The 12,978-nt window shown below is 42.7% G+C and carries 11 protein-coding genes; 8 read left to right on the top strand and 3 right to left on the bottom strand.

Annotated features, from left to right (window positions below; translation table 11 throughout):
• Positions 1-31 precede the first annotated feature (31 nt).
• Complete coding sequence (locus tag AC13DA_RS05285) at positions 32-526, top strand: aminoacyl-tRNA deacylase (protein ID WP_007145843.1); 495 nt, start codon at positions 32-34, stop codon at positions 524-526.
• Positions 527-599: 73 nt separating this feature from the next.
• Here the strand turns inward: AC13DA_RS05285 and AC13DA_RS05280 are convergent, their stop codons facing one another.
• A complete protein-coding gene (locus AC13DA_RS05280) occupies positions 600-2,987 on the bottom strand; it encodes a mechanosensitive ion channel domain-containing protein (protein WP_284451805.1) in 2,388 nt (795 codons plus the stop codon).
• A 207-nt stretch (positions 2,988-3,194) separates the two neighbouring features.
• On the opposite strand from AC13DA_RS05280, the gene AC13DA_RS05275 reads away from it, so the two are divergent.
• Complete coding sequence (locus tag AC13DA_RS05275; RefSeq protein WP_284451806.1) at positions 3,195-4,412, top strand: MFS transporter; 1,218 nt, start codon at positions 3,195-3,197, stop codon at positions 4,410-4,412.
• 54 nt (positions 4,413-4,466) lie between these two features.
• Here AC13DA_RS05275 and AC13DA_RS05270 read toward each other — a convergent pair whose 3' ends face one another.
• Together AC13DA_RS05270 and AC13DA_RS05265 are read right to left on the bottom strand one after the other, a co-directional pair.
• Positions 4,467-5,261 (bottom strand): SDR family NAD(P)-dependent oxidoreductase, encoded by a 795-nt coding sequence (locus AC13DA_RS05270; protein ID WP_284451807.1) that lies wholly within the window; start codon positions 5,259-5,261, stop codon positions 4,467-4,469.
• 195 nt (positions 5,262-5,456) lie between these two features.
• A complete protein-coding gene (locus AC13DA_RS05265) occupies positions 5,457-6,257 on the bottom strand; it encodes a response regulator (protein ID WP_007145848.1) in 801 nt (266 codons plus the stop codon).
• 260 nt (positions 6,258-6,517) lie between these two features.
• Here AC13DA_RS05265 and AC13DA_RS05260 point away from each other — a divergent pair, with 260 nt between their 5' ends.
• From AC13DA_RS05260 to AC13DA_RS05235, 6 genes are all read left to right on the top strand, one after another.
• The gene (locus AC13DA_RS05260) at positions 6,518-8,488 is read left to right on the top strand and encodes a methyl-accepting chemotaxis protein (protein ID WP_284451808.1); all 1,971 of its coding nucleotides are present in this window, start codon (positions 6,518-6,520) and stop codon (positions 8,486-8,488) included.
• 149 nt (positions 8,489-8,637) lie between these two features.
• The gene (locus AC13DA_RS05255; RefSeq protein WP_007145850.1) at positions 8,638-10,170 is read left to right on the top strand and encodes a bifunctional GNAT family N-acetyltransferase/carbon-nitrogen hydrolase family protein; all 1,533 of its coding nucleotides are present in this window, start codon (positions 8,638-8,640) and stop codon (positions 10,168-10,170) included.
• Entirely contained in the window at positions 10,167-10,553 is a 387-nt protein-coding gene (locus AC13DA_RS05250; RefSeq protein ID WP_284451809.1) for a YybH family protein, read from the top strand. Before AC13DA_RS05255 ends, AC13DA_RS05250 begins: the two co-directional genes overlap by 4 nt.
• 31 nt (positions 10,554-10,584) lie before the next feature.
• Positions 10,585-11,172, top strand: a complete 588-nt coding sequence (locus tag AC13DA_RS05245) for a hypothetical protein (protein WP_284451810.1) — start codon at positions 10,585-10,587, stop codon at positions 11,170-11,172.
• 13 nt (positions 11,173-11,185) lie between these two features.
• The gene (locus tag AC13DA_RS05240; RefSeq protein WP_284451811.1) at positions 11,186-11,608 is read left to right on the top strand and encodes an MAPEG family protein; all 423 of its coding nucleotides are present in this window, start codon (positions 11,186-11,188) and stop codon (positions 11,606-11,608) included.
• 128 nt (positions 11,609-11,736) lie between these two features.
• On the top strand, positions 11,737-12,975 hold the full coding sequence (locus AC13DA_RS05235) for an EAL domain-containing protein (protein ID WP_284451812.1): 1,239 nt from the start codon (positions 11,737-11,739) through the stop codon (positions 12,973-12,975).
• Positions 12,976-12,978: the final 3 nt, after the last annotated feature.

The raw sequence follows: 12,978 nt of genomic DNA, 5'->3' as shown, positions 1-12,978 counted from the left end.
AAACTTAATTAAGGCTTTTACAGGAGGCACAATGAGTACGCCGATTTCTTCTCCCGTCACTGATTTACTTGAAGCTCAAGGTATTACGTTTGAAGTGATTGAAATCCCCTTAACCGAAGATAAAAAACCAGTGCGTAATTTGGAAGAGCTGTTAAGCAGTCAGGGACACGATCCGAAATCTGTGGTACGAAGTCTGCTGTTTAAAACGGGTTCGGACAATTATGTGCTGCTGGCCGTGGCCGGTGGTGGTCGTGCAGATTGGGGCATATTAAGAAAACATCTCGAAGAACGAAAACTGCGTATGGCCGAGTTTGATGAAGTGCCAGAAGCGACTGGCTACGTGGTAGGTGCTGTGCCACCGATTGCTTTACCTGATAGCGTGACAGTGTTACTCGATGAGAGCGTCACTCAGTTTGATAATGTGGTGATTGGCAGTGGCGTATTAGGTTACGCTTTAGGCTTAACTTCAGCCGACTTACAAAAAGTCATGGCCGATGTCGATCGCGGCACCTTTGTTAAAGAATAAATACGTGTATCGATAAAGAAAAAGGGCTGGCATCTTTCAATGTCAGCCCTTTTTTATGGCTTAAACCTTAAACTCAATCTATGTCGTCAAAGTCCCCTTTCCGGGTGGGATTGGGTTTAGCCGACGTTGAACGTTTCTCAGCTTTTTCATGATGTGAGTCTGAATGCTGTTGATGATCAGTATCATCATTAAACAGCTCTTTCACTTCCACCTCATTCACCATACGCAGTGGCGCCGCAGGTGCTTTACCCTGTTTGTCCTCACCAAAGTATAGAGTAAGATGTGGGAATGGAATTTCGATACCCGCCGCATCCAGATGACGTTTAACCAAACGGTTATAGGCACGACCGATACTCCACTGACTGCCCGGTAAGGTTTTGATTCTGACACGCACATTGACTGAACTATCTGCCAGAGCAGTGACCCCATGTACTTCCAGTTCTTCTGTCAGGATTTGTGAACGATTAGCATCATCCGACATCAACTCAGCAAAGGCTTCACGTAATTTAACGATCACTTCATCCGTATCTTCACGATAGGCCACACCATACTCACCCACATGGTATGCAAACTCACGCATATAGTTAGATACCGTGCCGACAGATGAGAACGGAATAATATGGAAAGTGCCCGACAAATCACGTAAGCCTAAAGAACGAATGGTCAGTTTTTCTGCTACACCGGTAATACCATCAGCAGTGACCACATCTCCGGTATTTATCGCATTTTCTAACTGGATAAATATTCCGGTAATCACATCCTGCACCAGCTTCTGGGCACCAAAGCCAATCGCTAAGCCCATTACACCTGCACCAGCAATCAAAGGACCGATATTGATACCAATTTCAGACAGCACAATCATCGTCGTCATCACAATAATAGTGATCGCAATCGCGTTTCTGAAAATCGTTAATAGGGTTTTCTCTCTGGCGCTGGGCATGCGACCGCTTTGTTCCGGATTCAAGCGGTGTTCTATCCAGCTTGCCAACACGATCCAGGTCAACATGGCCACCGCAATAATGAAGAAAATCGAAATGGCTGAGGTAATCACGTGCATACCCACTGGTGAGGCAAGCCATGCAGCTAAATTAACGATGCCCCACGCATCCAGAATTGTGCTGATAATGAGCATTACAACAATCAGTTTGAACACTTTGAATACCCGAGGCAGTTGCTCGTTTATTCGTGCCTCTGCATTGGCTAAGTGCTGGTTGAGGATATAAGGCAGTCTGATGCTATAGCTCGCTGCCATATCCAGTAAAGCGATAATCCCCATACCTACTAATGCAGCGATCACCGTTTTCAGTGTGGCTAATAATATGATGGGTAAGGCTTCTTCAGAATTAACGAGTAAACCTGCACCCAGCACTAAAAAGTAGGCAATGGCAAACCAATGCCAAGTTTTCGCCAGTACGCGGAGGGTGACATCATTCACGCCAAAATGACTATGTTTCGCTGTAGCAATCAACTGCTCTCTCACTCTGTTTTTATTACGCAAAACCACACTTAATGCAAAAATCACCGTAAACAGAACAATAAACAAATTCGCTAATTGACTCAGGCTTTCTGAAATTGACATGGCAAGGAATGGCACGATAAACAACGTGCCATAACCCACCAATGAGACGATTGTTGAGAAGAAGCTAGACCAGTAACGCGCTGTTTCCGAGGACAAACTTAATAAACGTAACCCTTCGTTTCTGGACGCAAAGATCGCTCTGATAACCACTTTGGTTAATTCCACTGCCAGGAAAATATTCAAGAATAAGGTTTCAGAAACCGCGATTTCACCCATTTTTCCGACACCCAACAGAGCCACGCCGTATCCGGCAAGCCACGCAAATGCAACTACGGCGACATCCACTACGGTAGCGATGATGACCGCGGTGACTTTGATAACCAGCGCATGGGTATTGTGTTCACGTAAGGCAAATTGATTGGTACTACGGAAGATGATTCGGGCCAGTAAGCGAAACAAAATAAAACTGGCAATGGTGGCAGCCGCGACAATCGCCACTGAGATTAAATCCGAGAACCAGCCTTTAGTGGTTTTATCTGTGCCATCCCAGATTGAAGTCAGTGCCTGCCAACTTCCTGTTAACGTCGACATCATGGTTTGCACAACGGTCTGACTTTTTTCAGCGATGGCTGCAGCAAACGAATCATCTACTTTCTTTTCAGATGCTTTTGCTTTCTCAGCAGATGAAGTTTCAGTGCCCGTTTTATCCGCATTTTCGGATAAATCTTTTAGCTCTTTGATCAACTTATCGCGAGAATCAGGATTTTCGATAATATTCGCTAAACTTCGATATACATCTGATTGAGATTCACTGCCAGATGAAGCTTGTGCTTCCTGTGCTGCGGTATTTGCCATTGTGATGGAAGGTAATGAAACCGCTATCGTGAAAATAAAAAGAAATAAGAATTTTGTTAGAGAATTCGTTATTAAAACGTTTGGCACAAAGCACTCCCAAATTAGGCCAGATTAAATATTGTGAAAAAGATAATGGTATACAACCTTACCAATTCAGCAAAGCACACACAAATTACTACATATGAATGACAGTGAATAAATCGTGATGATTCCATCGCCTGTCACACTGGTAGAATAACCCTACTCTTTGTCAAAGACCATGACTAACCAGACGCATTTCAAATAGGAATTATTATGGACTCTGATATCCGACTGAGCTACGCCGGATTGTTAAAAAATCATTTTGGATTGATTGCAGCAGCCTACCTGGCGGTTTTTACCGGTAATCTGGGACAAAGCTTTTTTATTGGCCTGTTCAGGACCGATATCAGTGAATATCTCAATATTTCTGCCGGTGAATTTGGATCACTCTATGCTGTCATTACCATGATAAGTGGTTTTCTGGTGATGCATTTTGGTCCCAAGATTGACTGGATAGCTCCCCGGCGTTACGTGCTGAGCGTACTTACTGCACTGACCATAGGCGTATTAATGCTCACCCTTTCTCCCTGGTGGGGCTTATGTATTTTCGGGCTGGGTCTACAACGTTTATGTGGTCAGGGCTTAATGACTCACTTTGGCAGCACCCTTGCCGGACGCGAATTTAAAACCAATCGTGGTAAAGCCCTAGGACTTGTCACTTTAGGCATGCCTACCGGTGAAATCATCTTACCGCCCATTATTGCTTTGATGGCCGTCAGCTACAGCTGGCAACAAGTCTGGTGGAGTATTCTTGCTGTGCTTATTGTGCTGTGGGTGTTACTGATTCTATTTGTTGACTGGCCGCCAGCTCCGCGTCAAAAGCATGAAAACAAACAACATAAAGACGCGGGCCCCAGCCCGACTCGCGATCTGCGTTTCTGGTTATTGCTACCGATGCTGATGGTATTGCCTATTACCCTGACCGGTATTTTTATCTATCAGGCTCAGATGACTCTCGACTTATTAGCCAGCCCAACCACTTATGCACTGGCGTTAACTGGTCTCGGTATTGCTCGATTCCCAGGTGCATTATTAGGTGGTCGCTGGATTGATGAATACGGGGCCACCACACTCGCCAAACTTTATTTAGTGCCATTTGCTTTGGCCTTATTATTTGCAGCGACCATCGGAGGTGATATCGGGATCTGGGTATTAATGCTCGGTGCGGGCACCGCTCTGGGTATGTCCTCCCCTATCGGTGATACCTTATTAGTTCGGCTGTGGGGACGTGATCACCTGGGTCAGGTACGATCATTAAAATCCGCTTTTTTAGTGTTTTCTACCGGTATCGCACCGGCATTTTTGGGCTTTATGATCGATGCCGGCGTGACCTTTCAGAGCATCCTATTGGGCATGCTGACTTTCTTAGTCATCGCCTGGGTATTAGCACAAGGGCCCATTAGAGAAGCGCATAATAGCCCGAGCGATTAATGATGGAATCATTGCTCAGGCTATTTAAGACGCTTCATAGAATATTTAAGAAAACTATGGGCAGGTATAACCACCATCAATCACTAAGTCTGTGCCGGTCATAAATGATGATTCATCAGAGGCCAGAAAAATTGTGCCGTAAGCGATTTCGTGAGGTTTACCAAAGCGTTTCATCGGCACCATTGAGATAAGCGGTTCCCATTCCTCTTTTGGCACACTGCTTTCAAATAAGTTGGTATCAAACATCCCCGGACAAATCGCATTGACGCGGATATTGTCGCCGACAAACTCCATTGCCGCTGATTTGGTCATTAAACGCACAGCGCCTTTTGTGCTCTGGTAGGCGGTTGAAACACCAGCCCCGGCAATACCGTAAATGGAAGCAAAGTTGACTATCGAACCACCACCAGCACGTTTCATCGCCGGTACTGCTGCTTTCATGCCTAATAAAACACCTAGCTGGTTGATATTCACTATCTGATAAAACTTTTCTATGGTGTGCTCTAATAAGCCAGCGTGGTAATAAATCCCGGCATTATTGACTAACACATCCAGTCGACCAAACCGCTTTTCGGTTTCCGCTACTGCATCAGTCCAGTCTTGCTCCTGAGTAACATCAAGTGCGACAGCAATCGCTTCACCGCCATTCTGGTTTATTTCTTTAACCAGATTAAGCGTCTTTTTCCAGAGGGCATCAGCAGGTTGTTCTTCAGCAATGATCGGATCTTGCTTTAAGTTAGCAGCAACAATTTTTGCCCCTTCTTTTGCCATCATCCGGACCTGCTCACTACCCAGCCCACCACCAGCACCTGTGATTAAAATGACTTTATTGTCTAATCTACCCGCCATTATCGTTTCCTCTAATCTTTTTAAATAATGAAAAACAATGGAATTACATTGCTTGTTGGAAACATCGTAAGAGCGAAAAAAAAGTGCCGCAAGACGGCACTTTTCAGAGACTTAGTTACTTAAAAGTAACCTATGGCATCGATTCAGAACGAGTTTTTTATCTAAGCCAAGAAAAAGACTTACGTGGCAGATAAATTAATCCGCATCAAACACCCTGACTAATAATTGGCGTATTGCTTCCGGTTCAAAGGGTTTATCACAAATGGCGGTGACACCTGCGGCTTTCACTTCACCCAAACGGGCAGCATCGTCATCACTGGTGACCATGATAATGGGAATAAACGCATTATTAAGTTCGTTACGCACATATTCCACTAATTGTTTGCCATCCATATTGGGCATATTCAAGTCGGTAAAAATAAGATCAAACTCATTATTTTTAACGGCTTCTGCCCCCTGCTTGCCATCATTTGCTTTGGAAATATCACTCATCCCCAGATTTTTTAACACACGAGTAATGTGGTTTCGGGCAGTCAGGCTATCGTCAACGACCAGCACTTTAAGTGCTGTAATATCGTAGTTATCTAACTCAAGCCTGGCAGGTTCCATGAAATCAATGGTGGTTGCCAGGGCTTTTTCTAAATCATGACTATCGAAGGGTTTTGGCAGCAGTGCCACAATTCCAGCTTGGCGAACATCGTCTAATTCCTCAAAACGGGTTTCACTAGAGACCAGCATAAAGTGAATATTGGTTTCACTTTTGATCTTACGAGCTAATGCAATCAGTTTTGCTGCATCCATATCCGGTAAATGCAAAGCACTAATCACCAGATCTGGTGGGTATTGCATCATGATTTTTAATGCTTCCATACCGGAAGCCACACCCTCAATGTTATATACACCGGCCTGTTGCAGGTGGGTGACAATAATTTTCCGCTGGGTTGAAGATGGCTCTACTAGAACAATCGACAAATCCGACAAACTCACTGAAGCCATAGTCCAACTCCGTTGTTATAAAACAGGCTAAGCCTAATATAGCAAGAAGAAACAAAGCTTCATAATCTAAAGTCGCGATTGTGCTTGTAGATTAATTGCAGTCAACTTTAATACTTTTCCCCTAACTATTAGCTAGTTAGCTTTGGATTAACAAAACTCATCATTAAATTACTAAATTTTCATTTTTTAAGGTCGTTAAGGATTAAAGGTAGTTATCAACCATGTCTTGCCAACTACAGCCGTTTTCTCGAGGAGTAAATATGAGCATAGGAAACATTTATCACAATGCATCAGTGATGAAAAAATCGATGATTCCACCTGCTGTCATGACTGTGATGCTCACTATCCTACTCATCGTCATCACAACAAACCTCAAAACTGTCTCTAATAACATTGATGATGTTGTTTACAACTTAGCACCGGATACGGATTTAGCTGCCCAAATCATGAACAAAGTGAATGAGAAAAGGCTGCAGGTGAAAAACTATATCAAGACTTCCGATAACAGTAATGTAGAAAAATTTAAGTCGATAGCTGACGAATTACAACAGCTTATTACTACGGCTCAGACAGACATTAAAGCATCAGATCGCGTCAAGCTGATTAATGAAATTGATGAATTAAACAGTCGTTATGATGAAGCTTTTCATAATGATGTTGTCGCTAACATGTCCATCAGAAATAACATCGTTTATGACAACTTAAATAAAAATGGGAAGTTAGCTGAAAAAAGTTTAGATGGCATACTGAATTCTGCCCACGATAACTATGATATCGAAGCCACTTTTTATGCAGGGGAAACACTTAAGTCTTTTTTATTATCACGACTCTATGTCTTCAAATATTTAGATACCAATAGTATTGATGATAACAACCTAGCTCAAAAAGAACTTAAATCCACCCAACAATGGTTAGAAGAATTACTCGCCAACACAATAGACAACCAAAGCTTGCAGTCTGCCCGTGAAGCAGCCATACAAATCGAAGCGTATAAAAACGGTTTTATCGAGTTAGTCGCAGCTATTACAAAAAGAAACAATGCTATCAATAATGTGTTGGACACAAATGGCCCTATCATTTCCAGTAAAACGCAGGCTCTGAAAGACAGTGTGTTTAAGTCAATGATTGAGCAGGGAGAACAGGCAAAAACCAATATCATCAAAACAGAGCGCTTTAGCTACCTTGTCTATGCCATTGCGGCTATCGCTGGCATATTTATTTCTTTCAAACTCGCGCAGGGCATCGTTAACCCCATTGAAAAAATGAAAGGCGTTATGGACAAAGTGGCTGATGGTAACCTGACCCTACGTATCGATATTGATAACAAGGATGAGCTGGGTCAGTTTGCGGATAATTTCAATCAATTTGTCGCCCAATTAGAACAACTGATAAGAGAAATTGCACTGGCAACTGAACATCTATCTACTGCTGCTGAAGAAACCTCCAGTGTGACAAGAGACTCCACACAGAACATTCTCAAACAGCAAAATGAAACCAGCCTGGTAGCTACTGCCATCAATGAAATGACAGCCACTGTTCGTGAAGTCGCCACCAATACTGAACAAGCTTCGCTGGCGGCATCCAATGGAGATCGTGAAGTACGTTCTGGGCAGCTGGTGATCAACCAGATGGTTGAATCCATCGAGCGTTTAGTGAATGAAATCGAGCACTCTTCAGGCGTTATTCAAACGCTCAAAACAGGTAGTGTCAACATTGAAACAGTGTTAGACGTGATTAAAAGCATCGCCGAACAAACGAATTTACTGGCATTGAATGCCGCTATAGAAGCTGCTCGTGCTGGAGAACAAGGCAGAGGCTTTGCTGTTGTTGCAGATGAGGTTCGCTCACTGGCGCAAAAGACACAAGAATCAACATTGGAAATTGAACAGCTTATCGCCACATTACAGTCCAATGCTGACGACGCAGTTAACTCAATGAATTCCAATAAGCTCAGCGTCAGTGCTTTGGCTGAGAAAACCAGCCAGGCAACCGAATCATTGAATAGCATCACTTCTGTCGTTTCATCCATCACTGAAATGAATGCTCAAATCGCCACAGCAGCTGAAGAGCAAAGCTACGTTGTCGAGGAAGTGAACAACAACGTCCACAATATTCAGATTATTTCAGAGAGTAATGCCACGGCTTCTCAACAAATATCATCAGCCAATAATGAAATTGCAGACTTAAGTGCCAAACTCAAAATTCAGGTAATGCGATTCCAGGTTTCCTAACTTATAAAGATGATCCAGCCAGTCTCTTTAAAGAGGCTGGCTATTTTTTTACTTCCCAACCCCTCATTTTCCTGTCAAATTTTTCACACTGACTTTTATATTATTAGTGACTCACCTATGCTGTATGTGTCAACTGATAAAGGAACCTTATGCCTGAAGATCTGCACATCAAGATTCGTAACTTGGAAAAATCCGATTATCCCCAACTCAAATTATTGATGGATAAAATTTACGATGATATTGGTGGCGCCTGGCCAGAACATACTATTTTCAAACTGATTGATGACTTACCTGAAGGCCAGATTTGTATTATCGATCACGACACCATTATCGGTGTGGCCTTGTCGGTACAAGTGAACTATCAACGTTTCAGTAATCCGCATACCTACGATGATTTAATCAGTAAAAAAGAAACCATTCTGAATAATAAAAATGGTGACGCTCTATATGGGCTGGATGTACTAATTCATCCAGATTATCGGGGTTACCGCCTAGGCCGTCGTTTATACGAAGCAAGAAAAGAGCTGTGTCGCCAACATAATCTTAGAGCCATTCTCGCCGGTGGCCGTATTCCAAATTATCACCAGTATGCTGACGAAATGACGCCTGCCGAGTATTTTGAGGCCGTCAAAAACAAACGTATTTACGATCCCATTCTCACCTTTCAGTTATCGAATGACTTTCAGGTGACGCGTTTATTAAAGCAATACCTGCCTGAAGACGAAAAATCTCAGGGTTACGCGACGTTGCTGGAGTGGCGCAACATTTTTTATGAACCGGAAAGTACCGTTATTGAGACCCGGAAAACTCAGGTTCGTATCGGCGCGATTCAGTGGCAGATGCGTGAAGTCGAGTCTGTTGAAGAATTGTTAAGTCAGGTCGAATATTTCATTGATGCCTTATCCAGCTATAAAAGCGACTTTGCCCTGTTTCCTGAGTTTTTCAACTCTCCATTAATGGGACTTAGCCCCGATCAACGCAATCAAACCGAAGCGATTCGTTTTTTAGCCAGCTTTACTGAACGTTTTAAAACAGAAATGTCGCAAATGGCAGTGAGCTATAACATCAATATCATCACCGGCTCCATGCCATTATTGGAGGACGATGTTCTCTATAATGTTAGCTATCTGTGCCGTCGCGATGGCACGATTGAACGACAAACCAAAGTTCATATCACCCCACATGAACGTCGTGACTGGGTGATAGAAGGCGGTGATCAATTACAAGTCTTTGACACCGATGCAGGTCGTGTAGGCATATTGATTTGTTATGACGTTGAATTCCCTGAGCTGGCTCGTTTATTGGCACAACAGGATATGGATATTCTTTTTGTACCGTACTGGACTGATACCAAAAATGGTTATCTACGGGTACGTCACTGTGCTCAGGCTCGCGCCATTGAAAATGAATGTTATGTCGTTATCTGTGGCAGTTGCGGTAATCTGCCTCAGGTAGAAAATCTGGATGTGCAATATTCTCAGGCGGCTGTATTCTCCCCTTCTGACTTTTCCTACCCCCACGATGCCGTGATGGCTGAAACAACCCCAAATACCGAGATGATTATGTTCTCGGATCTGGACTTGGATAAACTCAAACTGACTCGCAGTGAGGGCTCGGTAAATAACCTAAAAGACCGACGAACTGAACTCTACACACTGAAGTGGAACGGCAAAACTAAATGACAGAGCATCCAATCATCAGTCAGATCAAAGCAGCAGACGAAGCCATCATCGCAGAAGACTTCGATACATTATTAGATATTTACACTGACGATGCGCTGCTAGTGGTACAACCCGGCATGAATGCGATCGGCAAAGCTCAGATCCGTCAGGCATTTGAGAAGATTGCTGTTTATTTTCAACATGGTTTACAGATAAAACAGGCGGCATTAGAAATTTTAGAAACCGGTGATAGCGCTCTGGTACTAGCCAATACCATTATCTCTGCACCATGTATCGAACCGACCACAAGACAAGCGACGTATGTCTTTGTTAAAAACAGCGATGATATCTGGCGATGTGCTATTGATAACTCTTATGGACATGCCATTCTTCAGAACAAATAAAAACAGTGTTACTCATGAATACGAGGCTAAAATGGAATTAGAAACTCAAACAGCTCATATCGCTATGGAAACGGATATTGACCCTGCCGCTGGAGATCAAGCCTATTTTTCTGTATCCACCACCAAGCTGAAATGGCTTTATCTCGCCACATTTGGTTTATATGGTATCTATTGGTTTTATAAAAACTGGAAACTTCAGCAGCCTTTTATCGATGGCAAAATTATGCCGGTGATGCGTGGCATATTTTCTATTTTTTTCACTCATGCATTAACTAAACGCATCAAACAGAGTATGTTGCGCCAAGACATTCCGGAGAATAAACATTTAGGGTTTCTCGCAACCATGTTTGTCTTACTGGTCATTCTTGGCAACCTCGCAAGCACCTTAGCTGATAATCATGTGGTACCTGAATATTTCAATATTATCTGGCTGGTATTGTTTTACCTGAGTGCTTACCCATTGATTGAGCTACAAGACAAAATCAATATGCTTAAGGACGACCCGATTGGTGCTATTAACTCACGCTATGACTGGCGAGGTTATGCCGCCTTATTCATAGGGGGTGTACTTTGGCTGCTGGCTATCCTTGGTGCAGTTGCCTTAATCGCACAAAACTAAAAGGAGACATATCGTGACATTAGAAAACGTATACCACGCAGCATTTACCGGTTTATTTATCATCTTATTAACACTGTTAGTGCAATGGTTTATTGCAAGTAAAACCAAGGCCTCACAACCAGGTGCCATTCCAGGAAAAATTGATGAAAACTTGAGTCATTCCTCATTTGTGTTCCGTGCCCACCGCACCTTTATGAACTCGCTGGAAAACCTACCTTTGATGCTTGGAACATCTTTTATGGCGATTCTTATTGGCGCCAATGCTCTATGGACGGGGATTTTTATCTGGGTATTTGCCATCGCACGAATTATCCATATGGCCCTGTATTACAAAATTGCCACTGAAAAAAACCCCAGCCCAAGAACAGTGTTTTTCATGATTGGTTTACTGGCAAATATCGCATTATTAGTCCTGTGCGCCATCACACTTTTATAATGTTGTGTTAATTTAAAAAATCAAAAATTAACCAACGTTAAAAACACCACTCTCGACAAAATATAAAATATTGGTAATCATTCAACGACAATACCAAGGTAGGCCAATAGTAGATGGATAACATGGTAATGCGAGAGACCATCCTCAAAGGATTAGAGAACGAATTATCCTTAACAGAAGCAACAGAAATAACTGATAACTTAAGCTATATTTTGTCTGTTATCCGTAAACATCTGGAGATGGATGTTGCTTTTATCTCCGAGTTCACCGATCAAATACGAAAAATTGAAGTGGTCGATTCAGCAGAACGAGACATTTCTCTAAAACCCGGACACGCTGACCCTACTGAACTGACTTACTGTCGGAAGATTGTTGATGGTGAGCTGGATGAAATCATTGCTGATACTTCAGAAAATCCATTGACTAAATCGATGTCGATTACACAAGAGCTGGATATTGGTAGCTACTTAGGTGTGCCCATCGTACTTAATGATGGTGAAGTCTATGGTACTTTCTGTTGTTTCAGTCATACGCCTGACACAACGCTAAGCGAACGAGACTTAGCATTAATGAAAATTTTTGCTGACATAGCCGCCCGTCAAATTGATAAGCAACTGATCAAGAGTCAGGAAGAAAATCAAATCAAAAGACGAATCAGCAAAGTCTTATCAAATAAACACATCAAAACTGTTTTCCAACCGATATATCACGTCGACGAAAAAAGAGTGATTGGTTATGAGTGTTTATCCCGTTTTCTCAACACACCATATCGCACGCCAGATATCTGGTTTGAAGAAGCCCAATTTGCCGGCTTGGGAGAGGAGCTTGAAATAATGGCTATTACAGCGGCCCTTGATAAGATGAATCTTTTCCCAGCCGACATCAATTTTTCTCTAAACATATCACCTGAGTACGTGATAAATGGTGCCGTTGAAAGAGCTTTAGACCAGCATATATTTAATAAAAAAATTATTCTTGAAGTCACTGAACATGCTCAAATAACAGACTATCATGCCTTTCGTAAAGCTATACAATCACTGCGAAAACAAGGTGTGCGTCTTGCCATTGACGATGTTGGTGCTGGTTATTCCAGCCTTCATCATATCTTGGAACTGGGTGCAGATATAATCAAATTGGACATCAGCCTAATCAGAAATATTGATACTGATACATCCAGAAAAGCACTAACCGCTGCGTTACTTGCTTATGCCAAAGAAACCTCATGCGAAGTTTTAGCCGAAGGCGTAGAAACAGAGCAAGAATTCCAAGAGCTGGTTCGACTCGGCATCAAAAAAATACAAGGCTACTTCATCAGCCAGCCGCTGGAGTTAGAAGACGCAGTGAATTTTTCTTACTCAGCTTTCTGAACG

The organism is Methylophaga sp. F-2, from assembly GCF_056859315.1.
This window is presented reverse-complemented; position numbering and strand designations above follow the sequence as displayed.